General features: G+C 69.8%; 19 protein-coding genes. 14 read left to right on the forward strand and 5 right to left on the reverse strand.

The features are described 5' to 3' along the window. Positions 1-5: 5 nt before the first annotated feature. The 11 genes from ACQBAU_RS17820 to ACQBAU_RS17870 all read left to right on the forward strand — a co-directional run bounded on the left by ACQBAU_RS17820 (position 6) and on the right by ACQBAU_RS17870 (position 11,706). On the forward strand, positions 6-1,118 hold the full coding sequence (locus ACQBAU_RS17820; protein ID WP_465257003.1) for a sialidase family protein: 1,113 nt from the start codon (positions 6-8) through the stop codon (positions 1,116-1,118). Next, on the forward strand, positions 1,115-2,191 hold the full coding sequence (locus ACQBAU_RS17825; protein WP_465257002.1) for a dihydrodipicolinate synthase family protein: 1,077 nt from the start codon (positions 1,115-1,117) through the stop codon (positions 2,189-2,191). Before ACQBAU_RS17820 ends, ACQBAU_RS17825 begins: the two co-directional genes overlap by 4 nt. Continuing rightward, entirely contained in the window at positions 2,094-2,810 is a 717-nt protein-coding gene (locus ACQBAU_RS17830; RefSeq protein WP_434549728.1) for a FadR/GntR family transcriptional regulator, read from the forward strand. The genes ACQBAU_RS17825 and ACQBAU_RS17830 overlap by 98 nt, the downstream gene beginning before the upstream one ends. Further along, positions 2,807-3,430 (forward strand): SGNH/GDSL hydrolase family protein, encoded by a 624-nt coding sequence (locus tag ACQBAU_RS17835; RefSeq protein WP_465257001.1) that lies wholly within the window; start codon positions 2,807-2,809, stop codon positions 3,428-3,430. Before ACQBAU_RS17830 ends, ACQBAU_RS17835 begins: the two co-directional genes overlap by 4 nt. 121 nt (positions 3,431-3,551) lie before the next feature. Beyond that, the gene (locus ACQBAU_RS17840) at positions 3,552-5,168 is read left to right on the forward strand and encodes an alkaline phosphatase D family protein (protein WP_465257000.1); all 1,617 of its coding nucleotides are present in this window, start codon (positions 3,552-3,554) and stop codon (positions 5,166-5,168) included. 45 nt (positions 5,169-5,213) lie between these two features. Then, complete coding sequence (locus ACQBAU_RS17845) at positions 5,214-6,050, forward strand: helix-turn-helix domain-containing protein (protein WP_465256999.1); 837 nt, start codon at positions 5,214-5,216, stop codon at positions 6,048-6,050. Between the two features lie 23 nt (positions 6,051-6,073). Further along, complete coding sequence (locus tag ACQBAU_RS17850) at positions 6,074-7,399, forward strand: ABC transporter substrate-binding protein (RefSeq protein WP_465256998.1); 1,326 nt, start codon at positions 6,074-6,076, stop codon at positions 7,397-7,399. Then, complete coding sequence (locus ACQBAU_RS17855) at positions 7,396-8,346, forward strand: carbohydrate ABC transporter permease (RefSeq protein ID WP_465256997.1); 951 nt, start codon at positions 7,396-7,398, stop codon at positions 8,344-8,346. The genes ACQBAU_RS17850 and ACQBAU_RS17855 overlap by 4 nt, the downstream gene beginning before the upstream one ends. A 5-nt stretch (positions 8,347-8,351) precedes the next feature. After that, positions 8,352-9,257 (forward strand): carbohydrate ABC transporter permease, encoded by a 906-nt coding sequence (locus tag ACQBAU_RS17860; protein WP_434549792.1) that lies wholly within the window; start codon positions 8,352-8,354, stop codon positions 9,255-9,257. A gap of 27 nt (positions 9,258-9,284) precedes the next feature. Continuing rightward, complete coding sequence (locus tag ACQBAU_RS17865) at positions 9,285-10,148, forward strand: phytanoyl-CoA dioxygenase family protein (RefSeq protein WP_465256996.1); 864 nt, start codon at positions 9,285-9,287, stop codon at positions 10,146-10,148. Between the two features lie 37 nt (positions 10,149-10,185). Next, the gene (locus ACQBAU_RS17870; RefSeq protein ID WP_465256995.1) at positions 10,186-11,706 is read left to right on the forward strand and encodes an amidohydrolase; all 1,521 of its coding nucleotides are present in this window, start codon (positions 10,186-10,188) and stop codon (positions 11,704-11,706) included. Between the two features lies 1 nt (position 11,707). Here ACQBAU_RS17870 and ACQBAU_RS17875 read toward each other — a convergent pair whose 3' ends face one another. Both ACQBAU_RS17875 and ACQBAU_RS17880 read right to left on the reverse strand, forming a co-directional pair. Further along, positions 11,708-12,322 (reverse strand): bifunctional 4-hydroxy-2-oxoglutarate aldolase/2-dehydro-3-deoxy-phosphogluconate aldolase, encoded by a 615-nt coding sequence (locus tag ACQBAU_RS17875; protein ID WP_465256994.1) that lies wholly within the window; start codon positions 12,320-12,322, stop codon positions 11,708-11,710. Further along, a complete protein-coding gene (locus tag ACQBAU_RS17880; RefSeq protein ID WP_465256993.1) occupies positions 12,319-13,293 on the reverse strand; it encodes a sugar kinase in 975 nt (324 codons plus the stop codon). The genes ACQBAU_RS17875 and ACQBAU_RS17880 overlap by 4 nt, the downstream gene beginning before the upstream one ends. A 104-nt stretch (positions 13,294-13,397) precedes the next feature. Here ACQBAU_RS17880 and ACQBAU_RS17885 point away from each other — a divergent pair, with 104 nt between their 5' ends. Both ACQBAU_RS17885 and ACQBAU_RS17890 read left to right on the forward strand, forming a co-directional pair. Beyond that, positions 13,398-13,961, forward strand: a complete 564-nt coding sequence (locus tag ACQBAU_RS17885) for a SigE family RNA polymerase sigma factor (RefSeq protein ID WP_465256992.1) — start codon at positions 13,398-13,400, stop codon at positions 13,959-13,961. Further along, the gene (locus tag ACQBAU_RS17890; protein WP_465256991.1) at positions 13,961-14,854 is read left to right on the forward strand and encodes a DUF4232 domain-containing protein; all 894 of its coding nucleotides are present in this window, start codon (positions 13,961-13,963) and stop codon (positions 14,852-14,854) included. The genes ACQBAU_RS17885 and ACQBAU_RS17890 overlap by 1 nt, the downstream gene beginning before the upstream one ends. 10 nt (positions 14,855-14,864) lie before the next feature. On the opposite strand, the gene ACQBAU_RS17895 is transcribed toward ACQBAU_RS17890, so the two are convergent. Together ACQBAU_RS17895 and ACQBAU_RS17900 are read right to left on the reverse strand one after the other, a co-directional pair. Continuing rightward, positions 14,865-16,139 carry a lactate racemase domain-containing protein gene (locus tag ACQBAU_RS17895; protein WP_465256990.1) on the reverse strand — a complete coding sequence of 425 codons (1,275 nt, stop codon included), beginning with the start codon at positions 16,137-16,139 and terminating at the stop codon, positions 14,865-14,867. An 18-nt stretch (positions 16,140-16,157) separates the two neighbouring features. After that, entirely contained in the window at positions 16,158-17,927 is a 1,770-nt protein-coding gene (locus tag ACQBAU_RS17900) for an IlvD/Edd family dehydratase (protein ID WP_465256989.1), read from the reverse strand. Positions 17,928-17,988: 61 nt separating this feature from the next. On the opposite strand from ACQBAU_RS17900, the gene ACQBAU_RS17905 reads away from it, so the two are divergent. Beyond that, entirely contained in the window at positions 17,989-19,449 is a 1,461-nt protein-coding gene (locus ACQBAU_RS17905; RefSeq protein ID WP_465256988.1) for an FAD-dependent monooxygenase, read from the forward strand. Here the strand turns inward: ACQBAU_RS17905 and ACQBAU_RS17910 are convergent. Further along, positions 19,410-20,618, reverse strand: a complete 1,209-nt coding sequence (locus ACQBAU_RS17910; protein WP_465256987.1) for an RNA polymerase sigma factor — start codon at positions 20,616-20,618, stop codon at positions 19,410-19,412. The genes ACQBAU_RS17905 and ACQBAU_RS17910 overlap by 40 nt on opposite strands. Positions 20,619-20,622 lie beyond the last annotated feature (4 nt).

A 20,622-nucleotide genomic window follows, 5' to 3' on the forward strand; every position in this document is an offset into this window, starting at 1 on the left:
GTCCTATGTTCGCAACCACTGGTCGTCCGGTCACGGTCTTCGACCCCGCCGGCAGCCCGTACCACTCGTTCCGCATCCCCGCCGTCATCCGGGTCGGTGATCGGCTGCTCGCGTTCTGTGAGGGCCGCCGCGACTCAGCTGCCGACTCCGGCCAGATCGACGTGGTACAACGGATCTCGACCGATGGAGGTGCGACCTGGGGGCCGCTTCGGGTGGTCACCCACAACGACGGCTTCACCTGTGGCAACCCGGCCCCGGTGGTCGATCCCGGCAGCGGCGACGTGGTGCTGGTGACCTGCCGCAACGGTGGCGATCACGTGGAGAAGAAGCTGAGCCGTGGCAACCATCCGGTCTGGGGACGGCGCGTGTTCGTCCAACGCAGCCCCGACGCCGGCGACAGCTGGAGCGCGCCGGTCGACGTCACCGACACGGTGAAGCCTGACGACTGGGGTTGGTACGCGACCGGCCCGTGCCACGGGATCGCCTTGCAGCACACGCATCCCGGCCGGTTGGTGATCCCGTGCAACAGCACCAGGCAGGCCACCGACGACGATGACCCCGAGCGACCGTACGTGTCGTTCGGTGGCTCCCACTGCATCCTCAGCGATGACGGCGGCCACACCTGGCGGGTGGGCTTCATCGACCGCAACGACGGCCTGGAGATGAACGCGAACGAGACCACGATCACCGAGCTCCCCGACGGCCGGCTGTACGTCAACTCGCGCAACCACGAGGGAACGCTTGCCCGTACCGCACCGCGGGTGGGGGCCTGGTCGACCGACGGCGGGGAGAGCTTGGTCGCGCCGTACGCACCTGCCACCGTGATCACAGCCCCGATCATCCAGGGCAGCGTGCTCGCCCACGGCGACGTGGTGCTGCTGTCGGTGCCCAGCAATCCCGACAAACGGCAACGGATGACCATCTACCGCAGCACCGACGCCGGCGCCTCGTGGCGGGAGGCCCACGTGGTCACCGAGCAGCTGGCCGGCTACTCCGATCTCGTCGACCTCGGTGACCGGGTCGGCCTGTTGTACGAGACCGGCGCCGCGTCGTCGTTCGCCACCCTCGAGTTCACGGTCCTTCCGGAATCACTGTCCAGCAAAGGAATCCACTCATGACCCAGCCCGTCCGCCAGCCTCGACCGCTCTCCGGGGTGGTCCCGCCACTGGTCACCCCGCTGCTTCCCGGCGGTGAGGTCGACACGGTCTCGTTGCGGCGACTCGTCCGGTACGTGGTCGACGCCGGGGTGCACGGCGTGTTCGTCCTCGGCAGCAGCGGCGAGGGCGCCTTCCTCACCGACCGGCAACGCGAACAGGTCACGGCCGAGACGATCGATGAGGTGGCCGGCGCGGTGCCGGTCGCGGTCGGCGTGATGGACACCGGCACGGCCCGGGTCACCGACCAGCTCCGGCGACTGCTCCCGTACGGCATCGACGCGGCGGTGGCGACCGCCCCGTTCTACGGCAGCACCCACCCGATCGAGATCACCCGGCACTTCGAACAGCTGGCCGATGTCGCCGGCGACGTCGGCGTCTACGCCTACGACATCCCCTCCCGCGTGGGTGGCACCAAGTTGGCGCCCGGCACCGTCCTGGGGTTGGCCGAGTCCGGTGCGATCGCCGGGGTGAAGGACTCCAGTGGCCAGGAGGTGAGCCTGCGTCGACTGCTGCTCGGCCGGCGGGCCCGGGGACTGGACGACTTCATGATCTTCACCGGCTCGGAGACCTGCACCGACGCCGCCATGTTCAACGGGGTGGACGGAATCGTTCCGGGGCTGGGCAACGTCGACCCCGCGGGCTACGTCCGGATCTTCGACCTGATGCGGGAGGGCCGCCACGACGACGCGCGGCTCGAACAGGACCGGCTGTTGACCATGTTCGACCTGATCGACGTTCCGGATCAGCAGCGGATGAGTCACGGATCCGCCGCGCTGGGCGCGTTCAAGCTCGCACTCCACCTGTTGGGGGTGTTGGATCATGTGGTGGTGACTGCACGGGGGGTGGAGTTCATCCCGGACGAGGTCGCCGCCGTGCGGCGACTGCTGACCGACGCCGGACTGATGGGGCCGCAGGGGCCAGGAGGGAGCCAACGAGATGAGTCAGGCGCCGCGTCGAACGGGCAGCGCGACCAGGCAGTTCATCCAGGAGCAGATCAAGGACTTCATTCTGCGCGAGCGTCTCAGGCCGGGTGACCTGCTGCCGACCGAGCCGGCCCTGATGGCGCAGTTGGACGTCGGCCGGCACCCGTTGCGGGAGGCGATCAAGGGGCTGCAGGCGATCGGCATCGTCGAGGTTCGCCATGGTCACGGCACCTACGTCGGCGACGCATCCCTTGCCGGATTGGAAAGTGGGCTGGCGTTCCGGATCGCACAGTCGCTTGCCGACCAGAGCCTCGAGTCGATCCGGCACCTGCTGCAGGCTCGTGAGGCGTTGGAGGTGGGACTGGCCCACGACGTGGTCGCCCGTGTCGACGACGCCCAGCTCGCGGCCCTGACAAGGATCGTGGAGGCGATGCGGGTGAAGGCGGCGGCCGATGAGGACTTCGCCGACGAGGACGCGGAGTTCCACGCCGCCCTGTACGAACCGCTGGGCAATCCGCTGGTGCTCGAGTTGGTGGCGATCTTCTGGCGCTCGTTCAACAACATCGCCGACACCCTGGGCACCGAGCCGGAGCCGACCCAGCCCAAACTCGACAGACACGTGAACCTGTTGACACCCTTGCGTGCTCGCGACACCGACGCCTTCGCCGCCGCGATGCGGCGACACTTCGACGGGGTCAAGATCCGGCTGGGAGCGGTGGAGGCACGATGAACTTCGGCAGCGGCGAGCTGAGCGACTGGACGGCGAACCCGGAACGGACCACGCCACCGGCGGACCGGGCGGCCGCCGACGTCTGGCTGTTCGGCGACTCGATCACCGGCCAGACCCAGGAGGACCTGGCCGAACGCCTTGCCCAGCAGGGGATCCGTCTCGCCTACAACAGCGTGGGAGGTCGCCCGACCGACGCCACCGTCGCAGCCTTGGCGGCGTGGTTGGACACCACACCGGCACCGCCGGTGGTGGTTCTGGCAGCCGGGGCCAACAACGTCTTCGACCCGCGCTTCGTGGCCGACCAGGTCGACCGGGCCGTCGGCCTGCTGCCGACCGGGACGACGATCCTGTGGCGGGATGCGTACGTGTGCCGGACGACCAGGCCGATCGAGACCCAGGTGGCCGACCTGCGCAACACCGGCCTGGTGAACGCCCAGCTGCACCTGGCGAGCGCTCGCCACCCGGGGTTGCACATCATCGAGTGGTACGCCTTCCTCGCCTCCCGACCCGACCTGCTGGCCCAGCGACTGCGCGACGGCGTCCACGTCAGCGAACCCGACGGCGTGACAGCCCACAACGACCTAGTGCTGCAGCACCTGGAGCCGCAGTTGCGGAGGTGACGGGCCGGCTTCGGCCGGGCAACCGCGATGTGAACAGCGCGGTTCGATCCGCCGTGCCCGTTGACGCACACTCCCGTTGGGAGCATTGTGATCCGCGTTCCCGACGACCCAAGGACTACTCATGCCTGTGCACCGCCCCGAAACCTCGGCCCACTCCGAGACCGATGCCGAGACCCGAGCGGCGGTGCGTGCGAATCGCCGCCAGTTCCTCACCGGCGCCGGAGTCGCCTTCGCCGCCGGTCTCGGCGCCAACCTGCCGAGCAGGGCGCACGCCGCTCCGGGTGGCCCGGCCGGCGGCGACCACCCGTTCACCCTCGGCATCGCCTCGGGTGATCCACTGCCCGACGCCGTGGTGATCTGGACCCGGCTGGCGCCGAGCCCGTACGAACCCGACGGTGGGATGGGGCGGCGGATGCGGCCGGTGCAGTGGCAGGTCGCCACCGACGAGTCGTTCCGTCAGGTCGTCCGGAGCGGGGTGGCCCACGCGCACCCCGAGTTCGCCCACACCGTCCATGTCGACGTCCGCGGGCTGCAGCCCAACCGCGAGTACCACTACCGGTTCCGCAGCGGCAAGCACCTCAGCGAGGTCGGGCGCACCAGGACTGCCCCCGCGCCGGGGCAGCACGTCACCGGACTCGACATCGTGAGCGCCTCGTGCCAGTCGCTGGGTGCCGGCTTCTACCATGCCTGGGCCGATGCCAACCAGGATCCGGCCGACCTCGTGCTCTTCCTGGGCGACTACATCTACGAGTACGCGGTCGCACCGAGCTCGGTGCGGTGGCCGTACCAGCCGGCCCTCCCGTCCGGCTACGAGCGCGGCACCGACACCCTCGAGCGCTACCGCCAGCAGTACGCGCTGTACAAGACCGACCCCGACCTGATGGAGGCACACCGCCTCTCGCCGTGGCTGATCACGTGGGACGACCACGAGGTCGTCAACGACTACGACTCCACCGACGAGGACCTGTTCGTCCGGCGGGCCAACGCCTACCGCGCCTTCTGGGAGCACCAACCGCTGCGGCTCGCGCAGCGACCGTCCGGGAAGGACGCGCAGTTGTACCGCCGCCTCACCTGGGGTGACCTGGCCGAGTTCAGCATGCTGGACGTCCGGCAGTACCGCACCCCGGAGCTCGCCAGTGACGTCATCCCGACCGATCCTCAGTGGCGTGACCCGAGCCGGTCGATGCTCGGCCAGACCCAGGAGCAGTGGCTGCTGGACGGCCTGTCGGCCTCCGACACCCGCTGGAACGTGATGGCCCAGGGCGTGCTGTTCGGGCGGCTCGACACCGATCCGAGTGCAGAGATCAACTACTCCCGTGGTGGCTGGGACGGCTACCAGATCTCGCAGGAGCGGATCATCGACCACGTGACCCAGGCGGACGTCGAGAACTTCGTGGTGCTGACCGGCGACGTCCACCGCAACTACGACCTCGACATCCTGGCCGACTACGACGACCCGGACTCGTCGATCGTCGGCGTGGAGCTGGCGTGCTCCTCGATCAGCAGCGGCGGCAACGGCGTCGACTCGAATCAAGGGGTGCTCGACCGGTACGCCGCCAACGCGCACCTCAAGTTCGCCAACCTGCAACGGGGGTACGTGCGGTCGACGGTCGACCACAGCGGCTGGCAGTCGGAGGTACGCGTACTGGACCGGGTGGACGACCCGGACACCTTCACCGCGAGCACCCGGATCACCCTCCGTTCCGAGGCTGGAGACCCCGGGCTCAAGGAGATCTGACCCAAACCCTTGCCCCATGCGTGACATGCATGCTTAGGTACTGGCATGCGCACAGCGCCCGCCGAGGACGGCCAGCCCCGTTCGGTGACCCGCAAGTCCGAGGTCACCGAGCGGATCACCGCGGTCCCCGGGGCGCAGAGCAACCAGGCGTTGGCTCGTGGCCTGCACATCTTGCGGATGTTGGTCGACGAAGGCACGCCGATGACGGCCACCGAGGTCGGCCGCCGGATCGGCATCCACCAGAGCTCGGCCTCGAGAATCCTTGCCACCTTGGGAGAGGTGGGTTACGTCCGCAAGAGCGACAACGGGCAGTTCGAGCCTGACTACGGGGTGCTGGCGCTCGGCTCGGCCACGACCCGGCTGCCGTTGATCACCCGCCCCCGCGAGGTGTTCCAGGAGATCGTGGAGGAGAATCCTTACATCGGCGCTTCGATGTGCATGCTCTTCCGCGACGAGATGATCTACCTGCTGCGGGCCCGGAGTGGTTCGGACACGCTGACCTTCTGGTCCAACGGATTCCCGATCAACATCTCCGCTCCGGGGCTGCGGTTGCTGCTCGACCTTCCCGAGCACGATGCCACCGCCATCCTGCAGTCGTCCCGACAGCGGTTCGGCTGGGGTGGCCGCCCCGCGGTCGTCCCCGCCACGGAGGCCGAGGTGTTGGCCAAGGCACAACACCTGCTGCACGACGAGGTGCTGCTGCTCCGGGACTGGCACGTCGACGGGGAGACCGGCGGCGCGATCCCGATTCGGACCCCCGAACCCCACCCGGTGGCGTTGGCCCTCGTCGACGCCAGCGGGACCTACTCCGACGAACGACTCACCCTGCTGTTGCACCAGGCCAGGCGCCGAGTGGAACAGGCCTTTCATCCCGAGGATTGACCAACCCTGCAAGGAGAACAGCCATGGCCCGGAACAGTCTCGATCGGCGCACCCTGCTCAAGGGTGCCGCAGCCCTGGGGGCAGCCGGCCTCGGTGCCGGTGCACTGAGCGCCTGCAACGGCGGTGCCGGCGCCGGTGGCGGCGGGGTGCTCAACGTGTGGGGTGGTGTCCCCAATGAGTCCGGCCCGGACGAACTGTGTGCGGCGTTCATGGCGGAGAACCCCGACATCAAGGTCACCTACACCCGGTACGTCAACGACGAGCAGGGGAACCTGAAGCTCGACACCTCGCTGACCGGCGGTGTCCCGATCGACATGTTCTTCTCGTACAACCCGGTCAACCTGTTCAAGCGCAGCGATGCCGGCCTCGCCCTCGACCTGACCGACCGGATCGCCGACGACCCCGACCTGGCGACGTTCACCGTTGACGCCGACCCACTGGGCAACTACACACTGAACGGTCGACAGTTCTGCGTCCCGGGAGCCCAGGCACCACAGAACGTCTACCTCAACAAGAACATGCTCGACGAGGCCGGCATCACCCTCGGTGAGACGTGGACCGTCGACGAGTACGTCGAGATCGCCCGTGAACTGACCAAGCCGGGAGTGTTCGGCACCTTCGAGGCGCCGCAGCTGGCCCGCCCCGTCCTGGGCCCCGACCACCAGTACACCGACGGCGGCGCCCGGTCGAACTTCGAGAACGAGTGGTTCCGCAAGCAGTTGGAGCTGGCCCAGCAGCTGCAGGGCGAGAAGGTGGCGATGGACCAGCAGACCATCATCGCCGAGAAGCTGCAGACCTTCAGCCAGACGCCGTTCATCGCCGGCCGGGTCGCGATGTTGATCCAGTCGGGCCACATCACCCGCTACATCAGCAACACCAAGGAGTACCCGCACGACTTCGTGACCACCTGCATGCCGCTGCCCCAACCCGAGGCCGGGACGCAGCCGTGGAACACCGGCGCCATCGGTGACCTGATGTCGATCAGCCCGAAGTCGCAGAACCAGGATGCCGCGTGGAAGCTGTTGAAGTTCTGGGTGCTGAACGCCGGCAAGTACATGGTCAAGGGTGGCCGCCTCCCGTCACTGCCGGGGGAGGCGACCGAGGAGGAGATCGTCAACCAGTTGCTCGGACCCGACCGGGACAGCCTGTACGAGGTCGAGGCCTGGCAGAAGTTCCTGTACGCACCCGGCCCCAAGTTGCCCGTCGACACCGTCTTCACCGCCGGCAGCGAGATCCTGGAGCTCACCCGACGGCTGACCGACGAGACCTTGCTCGGTGACCGGACGATCGACTCGTGGGTCACCGAGATGACGACCCAGGCCGACGCCGCCATCGCCCGGGCCTCATGAGCAGCAGCACGACGAGCACCGGCCCGGGGCCACCGACCGCCGTGCGGCGCCCCCGCCGGCGCGGCCCCGGAGGCGGCTCACTCACCGTGGGGTGGCTGTTCCTGCTGCCCAACCTGTTGGGGTTCCTGGCGTTCACGCTGGTCCCCCTGGTCGCCGGGGTGGGCATCGCCTTCACCGACTGGAACGTGGTGTCCGGGTTGTCCGGCATCACCTTCGTCGGGTTGGACAACTTCACCGTCCTGATCGCCGACCAACAGTTCTGGCAGGCGGTCGGTCGGACCGTCTTCTACGCCGGCATCGGCGTCCCGTTGACCATGTTCGGCGGGATGGCCCTGGCGCTGGCGTTGAACGGGCCGGTGTTCGGCCGGTCCGCACTACGGGTGATCTTCTTCATCCCCCACATCGTCACCACGATCGCGATCGGCTTCGTCTGGTTGCTGCTGCTCAACCCCACCAGCGGTCTGGTCAACCTGACCCTGCAGGCCATCGGCGTGGACGAACCGCCGACCTGGCTGGTGTCGCAGGAGTGGAGCCTGCTGTCGCTGGTGCTGATCGCCGCCTGGTCCGGCATGGGCTTCCACGGCGTGATCTACCTGTCGGCCCTGCAGTCGTTGCCGGCCGACCTTTACGAGGCCGCCGAGCTCGACGGCGCCGGGCGCTGGCGACGCTTCACCACCATCACCTGGCGGTCGCTGATGCCGACGACGACGTTCCTGCTGGTGATGTCGTTGATCGCCCAGTCCCAGGGCTTCGGGCTGATCGCCTTCCTGACCCAGGGTGGTCCGGGCACCTCCTCGACCACCTTGTCGTACTACATGTACCAGACCGGTTTCCAGTTCTACCGCTTCGGCTATGCGGCGGCGATGGGGATGATGAGCTTCCTCGGCGTGCTGTTGCTGAGCATCCTGTTCTGGCGGCTGCAGCGCGGACGGGGGTTGTACACGTGACCACGATGCAGGCACCTCAACTGGACGAGGGAGCACCCGGTCAGGCACCACCGCCGCCACCGAACCGGCCACGCAACAAGCGCCCGGCGGCGCGGATCGCGTACCTGGTGAAGTCGTTGGTGCTGTGGGCGGTCGCGATGGTCTTCCTGTTGCCGTTCGCGTGGATGCTGTCGTCGTCGCTGAAACGCAACATCGACGTGTTCTCCATTCCGGTGACCTGGATCCCTGATCCGGTCGCCTGGACCAACTACGTCGAAGTCTGGGTCGGCGGAACACCGACGATGGCCCGGTTCTTCGCCAACTCGCTGTTCGTGTCCGGGTTCGGCGTGGTGGGTGACCTGACCACGTCGGCGATGGCGGGGTACGCGTTCGCCCGGCTCACGTTCTTCGGTCGCGACCGCGTCTTCCTGCTCTATCTGGCGACCGCGATCGTGCCGACCCAGTTGCTGCTGATCCCGCGGTTCATGTTCTTCCAGCAGCTGGGCTTGTACGACACGCTCTGGGCGCTGCTGTTGCCCGGCATCTTCACCGTCTTCGGCACCTTCCTGGTCCGACAGGCATTCCTGTCGACCCCCGCAGAGCTCGGGGAGGCGGCCCGGATCGACGGTGCCGGGGAGTGGCGGGTGTTCTGGAGCGTCTACCTGCCGTTGATCAGACCCACCCTCGCGGCATTGGGGATCATCAGCTTCGTCGGTTCGTGGAACGACTACGAGACCCCGTTGATCATGCTGTCGACCGCCACCAACTACACGGTGCCACTGGGGCTGACCCGCTTCGTCGACGCCGACGGTGGCCTGTCGGCCGGGTACGCGATGGCCGGGTCGGTGTCCGCAGTGATCCCGATCATGATCATCTTCTTGATCTTCCAGCGGAACTTCGTCGCTGCTCTCGCCCACACCGGGCTCAAGTGATCCACCACACCCCTTGAGGAGTTCGACATGGACACCAGCATCGAGGCGCCACCGCAGCGCGCCCTCCGCGACGACGCGACGTGGCCGTCGGAGATGCACAACTACCTGTTCGACCTGAACGGCTTCGTGATCCTGCGTGGTGCACTTGACACCGACGAGGTGGCGCGACTCAACACCGCCTTCGACGCGTTCCCGACCGACCTCGCGCCCTGGGACTGGTGGGGGCAGGTGCAGCGCTCCGACTCCGAGGGTGACAACCACAAGGGGTTCGAGCTGCAGAACATCGTCGAGGCCGGACCGGCGTTCGAGGCGCTGATCGACCACCCGTCGTGGATCAACTACATGCGCACCTGGACCGGCGAGGTCGACTCCTACGTGGAGGGGTTGTTCATCGACGAGTGCTTCGCCTCGGTCCGCCGCAGCGGCGGCTACTTCGACATCCACTCCGGCGGCTATCACGGGGCCGTCCGCGGCCAGTACCGGTACCTGAACGGGGTGTTCCGTTGTGGCCAGGTGAATGCGCTGATGGCGCTGACCGACATCGGCCCGGGGGACGGCGGCACGATGGTCATCCCCGGCAGCCACAAGTCCAACTTTCCCCATCCGGGCAAGCCGACCGGCCGGGGTCGGATGGATGACGTGGAGGGTGCGATCGAGGTGCACCTGTCGGCCGGTGACGTGCTGTTGTTCTGTGACGGCATCGCCCACGGCGGCAGCTCACGCACCACCACCGAGGGTGAGCGCCGGGTCGTCATCTACCGGTACGGCCCGTCCTGGGCCGCCACCCGGCACGGCTACACCTACTCCGACGCCCTGCTCGAGCGACTCACCCCGTCCCAGCGGGAGATCTTGCAGCCGGTGGCGCCGCGCCGCCCACCAGCGGCCGACTGATCGTCGCGGTGGTGCCGTCCGGCTACAGTCGGCAGGCGTGACCGACACCGGATCGACCCTGCTGCGCGCGGTGCGCCCGGTCGACCTGTGCGCCGACCCGCGAACCGTGCCTGCCCCCGTCGACGTCCGGCTGGCCGGTGGACGCATCACCGAGCTCGGTCCCGACCTGCCGACCGCCGGCTCCGACGTCCTGGACGGCGGTGGCGGTTGGCTGTTGCCGGGGCTGTGGGACCACCACGTGCACGCCGACCAGTGGGGTACGGCGTCGCAGCGACTCGACACCGCCGGCACCACCTCCCCCGACGAGGTGTGCGCCCGGGTCGCACGACACCTCGCCGGCCGGCCGGCCGAGGACGCCGGTGACGCCCTGCAGGGGTACGGCCACCGTACGGCCGCGTGGTCCCGGCAGCCGACGGTCGCCGAGCTGGACGCCGTCAGCGGTGACGTCCCGGTGGTGTTGATCAGTGGTGACGCCCACCACGGCTGGCTCAACTCCGCCGCCCTGCGACACCTCGGGCTGCCGCCTCGGACCGGGGTGATCGCCGAGGAGGAGTGGTTCCCGCTGTTCCTCCGGCTGCCCGAGCTGCCCGGTGCTGCCGGGCTGTCGCGGGCCGGGTTGTCGACCGCCCTGCACGATGCGGTGCGACGCGGGGTCGTCGGGATGGTGGACATGGAGTTCACCGACGGGTTCCGGCACTGGCCCGCCCGGGTAGCGGCCGGGCTCGACCTGATCAAGGTCCGGGCCGCCTGCTACCCGCCCGTCCTGGCCGAGGTGCTGCTGGCCGGGCTCCGGACCGGACAACCCCTCGAGCCGAGCGGGCTGATCGAGATGGGGCCGCTCAAGATCATCTCGGACGGATCGTTGAGCACCCGCACCGCATGGTGCTGCGAACCGTACGCCGATGCCGCCGTGCTGCCCGATCCGTACGGGCGGGCGAACCTGCCCGCCGAGGAGCTGTACGACCTGCTGGCCCGTGCCACCGCCGGCGGACTGGAGGTCGCGGTGCACGCGATCGGCGACGCCGCGATCCACCGGGCGTTGGACGCCTTCGCCGCGACCGGGGCCCGCGGTGCGATCGAGCACGCCCAGTTGATCAAGGTTTCCGACGTGTCCCGACTGACCGAACTGGGGGTCCGGGCCAGCGTGCAGCCAGCACACCTGCTCGACGACCGCGACGTCAGCGGTCAGTGCTGGCCGGGTCGGGAGGATCGCTGCTTCGCGTTCGCCTCGATGCTGCGGGCCGGGGTCGACGTCAGGTTCGGGTCCGACGCCCCGGTGTCACCGCTCGACCCGTGGCTCGCGGTCAGCGCTGCGGTGCACCGGTCCGGCGACGACCGGGACCCGTGGGTGCCGGCACAGGCGCTCTCCCCGACCGACGCGTTGCGCTGCTCCACGGACGGCGTCGACGCCCCCGTCGTCGGCGGCCCGGCCGACCTCGTCCTGCTGCCGTACGACCCGCGCACCACCGTGGGCTCGACGGCCGAGACCGCGGCCCGCCTCCGCGACACCCGGGTGCTGGCGACGATCGTCGCCGGCCGGGTGGTTCACCAGGCCTGACTCAGCCGCGCTGCTGCACGATCGCGGCCACCCGGTTGAGCTGGTCCGGCGTGGTGAGGGCCGATCCGAGGGCCACCATCGAGGCCCCGGCGGCCAGGAAGTCGGCGGCGTTGTCGGCGTCCAGCCCGCCGGTGGCGACGAACCGCACCTGTGGGAACGGGCCGCCCATCGCCGCGAACCAGCCGGTGCCCAGCACCGATGCCGGGAACGCCTTCTGCACGGTGCATCCCAGCCGGTACGCCTGCTGCACCTCACTCGGTGTGGCCACCCCCGGCAGGTGAGGCAACCCGGCGGTGCCGCAGGCCCGGACCACGTCGGCGTCCAGTCCCGGGGAGACGATGAACCCGACTCCCCAGCCGGCACAGTCGGCAACCTGTTCGGGCGTGATCACGGTGCCGGCGCCCACCGTACGACCGGTCGCCTTCGCCTCGACCAGCAGCGCCTGCAGGGTCGCGACCGAGGCATCGTCCTGGATCGGCACCTCCACCAGGTCGATCCCGAGGTCCCAGGCCCGGCGGGCGAGCTCGACGGTCCGGTCGGTGTCGAAGCCACGAAAGATTGCCATCACCGACCGGCCCTTGATCAGCTCGGCCGCATCCTGTGGTGCACCGGTCATGTCTCCTCCAGCAGGTCGGGGGTGATCTTGAGGTCTCGCCAGGCCTGAACGTCGACGGCGGCCAGCGCGCGGAGCCGGTCGGCCGATGGCAGCGGCGCCAGGTCACGCGGCGAGCCCACGGTGAAGGCGGCCATCAGGTGACCGAGCCGCAACGCCGTACGGGCATCCTCGCCGGCCAACACCGCGGCCAGGTGTCCGGCGGCAAAGGCGTCCCCGGCACCGACCACTTCCACCACCTCGGCCCGCAGTGCGGGCACCTCGGTCCGCTCGGCACCGGTGAACGCGACCGCCGGCCGATCGGCGTCCTTGACCACGACCGTCTCCGGCGTGGGGAGCACCGCCCGGACCTCCGCCGGGGTCCGGCAGCCCCACAGTGATGTGGCCTCGTCCAGGCCGACGTACACCACGTCGGCGGCGTCGGCGAGCCGCCGCAGCACGGGCGCGGCCGTGGCCGCCGACCACAGGGCCGGCCGGTGGTTGACGTCGAAACTGATCATGGCCTCACCGAGGCGGCGGTCGACCACGACCGACTCGACGAGGTCGGCTGCCGAATCCGACAACGCGGGTGTCACCCCGCTCAGGTGGCAAGCGACCACGTTCGCCGTCGCCGCGTCGGTCAGGTCGGCGGTCGACAGCGCGGAGGCGGCCGACCCGCTGCGGTAGTAGCGGACCCGCGTCTGCTCGCCGCGGACGGTCTTGCTCATCAGCCCGGTCGGCCGGTCCGGGTCGACGACGACGTGCCCGGTGTCGACGCCGTACCCGGTGAGGGTGGCGGTGATCAGGGCCCCGAACGGATCGTCGCCGACGCGCGACACCCACCGGCTCGGTCGGCCGAGATGGGTCAGCCCACGGGCGAGATTGCTCTCCGCGCCGGCCAGATGGGCGGGCAGTCGGGCGGTGTCGACGAAGTCGGCGTCCGGGGTCAGCAGCACCATCGTCTCGCCGACGCAGAGCACCACCTCGTCGCCCACCACTCACCTCCCACTCGTCGGTGCGAGCGTAGTGCAACCCGACGCCACCCCGATCGCGTTGGATGGGGCAGGAGACCGAAGGGTGAGCGGGAGGAGGATCCGGCATGGCTCACGGCGTGGCCCTGTCGGTCGCCCCGTCGCGTCACGTAGCGTCGAGCGACGTGGCCGCCCTCGACGTTGAGTTCAGCGAGTTCGTCTCGGTGCACCAGCGTCGCCTGCTCGGGTTCGCCCATCTGATCTCCGGCAACCCGTCCGACGCCGAGGACCTGCTGCAGACCGCGCTGGCGAAGACGTACCTCAAGTGGGAGCGGATCAGCGCCGACGGGTTCGACACCCTCGCCTACGTCCGCCGGATCATCGTCAACGAACACCACAGCTTGTGGCGGCGCGCCTTCAAACGCCGCGAGTACGCCACGAGTGAGTTGCCGGAGTCGCCGACCCACGACGACCCGTCGACCGACCTGACCTGGCAGAAGGTGCTCGAGCTCCCACCCCGGCAGCGTGCCGTGGTGGCACTGCGCTACTACTCCGACCTGAGCGTCGCCGAGACCGCCGAGCAGCTCGGCTGCAGTGAGGGCACCGTCAAGAGCCAGTGTTCGCGGGCACTGGCAGCCCTGCGCACCGTGTTGGAGGCCGAAGGCACCGTGGAGTACGGAGGGGAGGACTGATGTCGACGAACAAGCCGGGAGAACCCGGCGGTCCGGACGACCGATTCGGTGCCGAGCTCGGCGCCGAGTTGCGCGACCGCGCCGACCGCACCCCGACTCCGGCGGGCCTGGTCAGCACCAGCCTGGGCCGGGCTCGCCAGCTCCGACGGCGCCAGTTCACCACGGTCGGCGCCATCGCCGCCGCCGTGGTCATCATCGCCGGCGGCGTCGGGCTCGGCTCCCGGTTGGCCCCCGACACCGGACCCACCGAGCCCCGGGTGGCCGCCACCGGCAGCCCGACCGTGGCAACGACCGGCCCGGCACCCACCCCGACACCGCAACCGGCCACGCCGTCCACCTTCGCGTCGAGCGAGACCCCACCTCCCCCGCCCAGCACGACGGCCACCAGCGCACCGGAGTCGCCGGCGATCCCACCACCGGCGCCACCGACCACGCCGCCGGAGCCACCACGGACCTCGGAACCGCCACGGTCTCGGCAGGCACCGGGCCCCTGTACGTACGACAACACCTCGGTCGCGGTCACGGCAGCCGGCGGTGCGGCCGGTTCCATGGCCTTCAACGTGACGGTCGCCAACCGCGGCACCGAGAGTTGTACGGTGCAAGGGTTTCCGGGCGTCTCCCTGGTGACCGGTGACGACGGCACCCAGCTGGGTGCCGCCGCCGCCCGGGAGGACGTGGCGCCGGCGCAGCTGACGATCCCCCCTGGCGGGTCGGCTGCCGCCCAGCTGCTGGTGGCGCGTGCCGAGAACCACGGCGAGGAGTGCCGACTGGCCCCGGCCCGTGGGTTCCGGATCTACCTGCCCGGTGAGCGGCGGGCCAACTTCGTGTCGTGGGAGCTGAACGGCTGCGCCAACGAGGACATCGTGTTGCTGCGCATCCGACCGTTCGTCTGACCGCCCGGGTTCACGCCTTGACGCGGTACAGGATCTCTCCTGCGTTCGGAACCACGAAGGTGCCCGGCTCGGCTGTCAGGTGATCGAGGTCGACGTCGTTCGGGTCGAGGTACCCGAGGTTGATCGACTCGCACACCTCACGGGAGATCTGGGTCGCCAGGGTGACCTTGACCCGCAGCTTCTCCTCACCGGTCTCGGCGTCGTAGCTGCCCTTGCCGCGCAGGTGGGTGGAGTGGGCGAGCACCCCCCAGTGGATGTGGGAGAACCTGTCCCACTGCTTCACGAAGTAGTCGCGGCAGTGGTAGCCGATGTCGTAGATCTCTCCGTGCACCTCTGACACCTCGGTGACGTGCGGGGCGTAGATGATCACCTCACCACCGTCGGCCACGGCCGGCTCCAGCTTGTAGAACCCCTTCGCCGCGGTCCAGATGTCGTCGTACCGCTCGGGCATGATCGACACCACCTTCTGGAACGGTTCGTCGACGTAGCTGACGTGGGTCTGCGCGGCCACCTCGGCGGTCAGTTCCCACGCCTTCTCCGCGGTACCGAAGCCGACCGCTTCGATCTCGCCGGTGCCGGACTCGACGACCAGGCACAGCGCCAGCCGCAGCGTCGGGATCAGCGAGGCCCCCTCGTTGATCATGGCTCTCACCGGGGTGATGCCGGTGGTGCCGATGATCTCGTAGCTGGTGATCAACGCCCCGACCCAGTGGGTCATGTCGATGAACTCGGCCGACGCGACGCCGGGGATGAAGTACTTGTTGCCGCCGGAGATCCCGACCACTTCGTGGGGGAACACCGGGCCCACCACGATCGCGACGTCGGACTCGACGACGTGGCGGTTGATCTTGATGTCGGCACCGACGTCGAGCCGGCCTTCGGACAGCTCGGCGATCCGGTCACCGGAGATCTCGCCGACGCTGACCAGCATCGCGGGGTCGCGCCACTCGTGGTTGACGATCCTCATGCCGGGGTACGCGGCCTCGAGGCCACCGGCCTCGACGCCGAACATCCGTTCGATCTCGTCGGTCTCCATGTAGGAGTGGGTGCCCAGGGCGATCACCGCGGTGAGCGCGGACACGCGGTCGACCAGGTGGCGGTGCATCACCTCCATCAGCAGCGGCAGCGGACAGCTGCGGGTGCCGTCGGGCACCACCAGGACGACGTTCTTGCCGTCCACGTCGACCTGGCCGAGCTGCTGCCGTACGAACGCGTCCAGCTCCTCGGCGGTGACGTGCTGGTGCGGACCGCCGATCAGCCCCGACGGGATCTCACTGTGCTCCATGGGGCCATGGTAGGCCGATCAGTGCGACTCGCGTCCGACGGCCGAGCCGCTGGAGCCGACCAGGAAGTCGAGGTCGGCACCGGTGTGGGCCTGCTGCACGTGGTCGACGTAGAGCCGCTCCCAGCCACGGGCGGGCCGGGCGTACGCCTGCGCGGCCGCTTCGCTGGGCTGCCGGGCCGCGAGCTCCTCCTCGGCGAGGTCGACGTCGATCCGGCGACCCTCGATGTCGAGTACGATCCAGTCGCCGGTACGGACCTTGGCCAACGGTCCACCGACGGCCGACTCCGGGCTGACGTGCAGCACCACCGTGCCGTACGCGGTGCCGCTCATCCGGCCGTCGCAGACCCGCACCATGTCGCGGACGCCCTGCTCCAACAGCTTGCGGGGCAGCGGCATGTTGGACACCTCGGGCATCCCCGGATACCCCTTCGGGCCGCAGCCGCGCAGCACCATCACCGAGTCGGCGTCGATCTCGAGGTCGGGATCGTCGATCCGGGCGTGGAAGTCCTCGATGGACTCGAAGACGACGGCCCGCCCGCGGTGCCGCAGCAGGTGGGGGGAGGCCGCCGACGGCTTCACCAGCGCACCGTCGGGGGCGAGGTTTCCTCGCAGCACGGCGATCCCGGCCCGTTCCTGGAGCGGGGTGGCGTAGCTGCTGATCACGTCCGGTTCCCAGATGGTGGCGCCGTCGAGGTGGTCCACCAAGGGGCGCCCGTCGACGGTCAGCGCGTCGGGGTCGAGCAGGTCGCGGACCTCGTTCAGCACCGCCAGCAGTCCGCCGGCACGGTGCAGGTCGTCCATCAGGTGCGTGCCCGCGGGTTGCAGGTTGACCAGCAGCGGGACGTCGTGGCCGATCCGGTCGAAGTCGTCGATGGTGAGGTCGACGCCGAGTCGTCCGGCCAGCGCCAGCAGGTGCACCACGGCGTTGGAGGAGCCCCCGATCGCCGCCAGGGCGACGATCGCGTTGTGGAACGAGCCCTTGGTCAGGAAGGTGGACGGCCGTCGGTCGGTCATGATCATCTCCACCGCGAGCCGGCCGGCCTCGTGGGCGGCGACCAACAGCCGACTGTCCGGAGCCGGCGTCCCGGCGGTGCCGGGGATGATCATGCCGAGGGCCTCGGTGACCAGCGCCATGGTGGAGGCGGTGCCCATCGTGTTGCAGTGCCCCTTGCTCCTGATCATGGCGGATTCGCTGCGTACGAAGTCCTCCTGGCTCAGCGTGCCACCACGTACCTCCTCGCTGAGGCGCCACACGTCGGTGCCACAGCCGAGCGCGACGCCGCGGAAGTGGCCGGTCAGCATCGGCCCACCGGGCACCACCTGCGACGGCAGGTCCACCGAGGCGGCGGCCATCAGCAGCGACGGGATCGTCTTGTCGCAGCCGCCGAGCAGGACGGTCCCGTCGATCGGGTTGGCCCGCAACATCTCCTCGGTGGCCATCGCCGCCATGTTGCGCCACAGCATCGCGGTGGGACGGACGTTGGTCTCCCCCAACGAGACCACCGGGAGCTCCAACGGGACGCCACCCGCCTCCAGTACGCCGTCGCGGACCGCCGACAGCACCTCACCCAGGTGCATGTTGCACGGGGTGAGCTGGGAGGCGGTGTTGGCGATCGCGATCTGCGGGCGGCCCCGGAACGCGCTGTCGGGGACGCCGCGCCGCATCCAGGCCCGGTGGATGTAGCCGTTGCGGTCGTCGCCGCCGTACCACTGCGTGCTGCGCAACGACGGTGTGCTGCGGGACGACGGTGTGCTGTTGGACGACGGTGTGCTGCGGGGCTCACTCATGCGCACCACCCTCTCACCACGGGCCCACGCCGCTCCCGGCAACGCGTGTACCATTTGGTACATGACCGTTCTGATTGTCGGTGGCGGCCCGACGGGTATGGCCGCCGCCCTCGTCCTCACCGTCAACGGGGTCGACTGCCGCATCCTGGAGCGCCGCACGCGGGCCAGCAATTCCTCTCGTGCGCTCGGGCTGCAGGCCAAGACCATGGAGCACCTCGCCGGGCTGGGACTGGCCGACGACGTGCAACGGGTGTCGTACGAACTGGGTGGCGCCTCGATCATGAAGGGCGATCGGGAGGTCGTCCACCTGCCGTGGATCCCGCCGGACAGCCGATACCCCTACACCTACGTCGTCCCGCAGACCGGCCTGGAGGAGATCCTGCGCGGTGAGCTGGCCCGACTCGGTGTGCCGATCGAGACCGGCGCCGAGGTCGACCGGGTCGAGCAGGACGACGACCGGGTGACCGTCACGCTGACCGGCGGCGGTAGCCGTACGGGCGAGTGGTTGATCGGCGCCGACGGCGCCCGCAGCCGGGTCCGCACCGAGCTGGGGATCGACTTCGTCGGCGACGCCACCGGCGAGACCTACTTCCTGGCCGACGCCATCCTCCAGGGCGTCCCGACCGAGCGTGACAGCGCGATGTGGCTGGGGCCGGAGGGGCCGCTGATGTTGATGTCGCTGCCGGGCCGCGAGGACCTGTGGCGGATCTTCGTCGACCGCACCGACCGGTCCCGCCACGGTGAGCTCGGTGAGCCCGACATCGCCACCCTGCAACAGATCCTGGCCGACCGCGGCCACCCCGGGATCCGGCTCACCGAGCTCGGGTGGACCTCGATCTTCCGGACCAGGATCCAGCTGGCCGAGCGCTACCGGGCGGGCCGCACCTTCCTCGCCGGTGACGCCGCCCACGTGTTCCCGCCGTTCGGCGGCCAGGGCATGAACCTCGGCATCCAGGACGCCGCCAACCTGGCCTGGCGGCTGGCCCGGGTCATCCGGCACGGCAGCCCGACGAGCCTGCTGGACGCCTACGAACGGGAACGGCGGCCGGTCGCTGCCGCCACGATCACCGACGTCGAAGGACGGCGGAAGGTGTACGCCCTCCGCCATCCGCTCGCCCGAGGCGCCCGGGACCTGCTGTTCCGCGCCTTCGGCAGCAACCGTCGCGCGGCGGCCGCGGGCAGTCGGCAGAACGCCCAGCTGGCGACCAGCTACCGGGAACGATCATGGCGCGACCGGTTCGCCGGCGACACACTCCGGGTGGGTGACCGTGCCCCCGACGGCCCGCTCGCCGACGGCCGCCTGCTCGACCACGTCGGGCTGGACCACCACCTGCTGCTGCTGTTCGGGGACGATCTCGCACCGCAGCACCCGGACCTGGTGGTGGTACGGGCCGACCGGACCGGTGAGCTCGCGACCAGGTACGGCATGACCGAGGGCGGGTACGTGGTGGTGCGCCCCGACGGGCACATCGCCGAGCTGGGTCAGGGCCGGCCGAGTGCCGCCGCCTTGGCGTTGAGGTAGCGCTGTTCGGGCAGGCTGTGGGTGAGCCGGGCGGCGATGGCGAAGGCCTCGGCGGCACCCGGCCCGTCGCCGGCGAGCTCGAGCAGGTGGCCGTACGCGGCGAACACCCGGTGGTTGTGCCGTTGGGCCGGGTCGTGTCGTAGCTCCGCCAGCGCCGCCAACCCGGCAGCTGCACCGTGGGCCATCCCGATCGCGATCGCGAGGTTCAGTGTCACCGATGGCGACGGGGCGACGACGGCGAGCATCCGGTAGAGGATGCAGATCTCCAGCCAGTCGGTCCGGGTGGGGTCGGTGGCCGCGGCATGGACACCGGCAATGGCCGCCTGCAGCTGGAACGGCCCGACGGGCCCGCGGGCGAGCACCCGTTCGAGCATGGCGGTGCCTCGGTCGATCTTGTCGCGGTGCCACCTGGTCCGGTCCTGTTCGGCCAGCGGGACGAGGTCGCCGGTCCCGGTCAACCGGGCGGGGGTCCGGGCGTCGCTCAGCAGCATCAGCGCCAGCAGCCCGGTGGTCTCGTCGTCGTCGGGCACCGCGCGGTGCAGCTGTTCGGCCAACCGGATCGCCTCACCGGTGAGGTCGGTGTCGATCACCGTCTCGCCGCCCGAGCTGGTGTACCCCTCGTTGAACACGAGGTGGAGGACGTGGCGCACCCCGTGCAACCGCTCGGCCACCTCGTCGGCCGGGACGTGCCCGAACGTGGCACCGTGCTTGCGCAGGGTCGCCTTCGCCCGGGAGATGCGCTGGGCCATGGTCGCCTCCGGCACCCAGAACCCGGCGGCGATCTGTGCGGTGGACAGCCCGGCCACGGCCCGCAACGTCAACGCGATCCGCGACACCGGCGTCAGGCAGGGATCGCAACACAGCAACAGGAGTTGGACGGTGTCGTCGCGCTCAACCGAGTCGGTGACGACCTCGTGGCGAGCAAGATCAACTTCCCGGCGGGCTCGGGCGGCGTCGCTGCGCTCGGCGTCGATCAGTTTACGGGAGGCGACCCGCACCAGCCACCCACGCGGGTTGTCCGGCACGCCATCGCGAGGCCACTGGACCGCGGCGGCGAGCAGTGCCTCCTGGACCGCGTCCTCGCAGCCGCCGAGATCGCCACTGCGACGCAGCAGTGCCGCGAGGACGGCCGGCGTGTGATCACGCCAGACGTCCCCGGACACGGTCATGCCA

The organism is Carbonicoccus niuqiaonis, assembly GCF_050157065.1.
Classification (GTDB): Bacteria; Actinomycetota; Actinomycetes; order Propionibacteriales; family Propionibacteriaceae; genus Avipropionibacterium.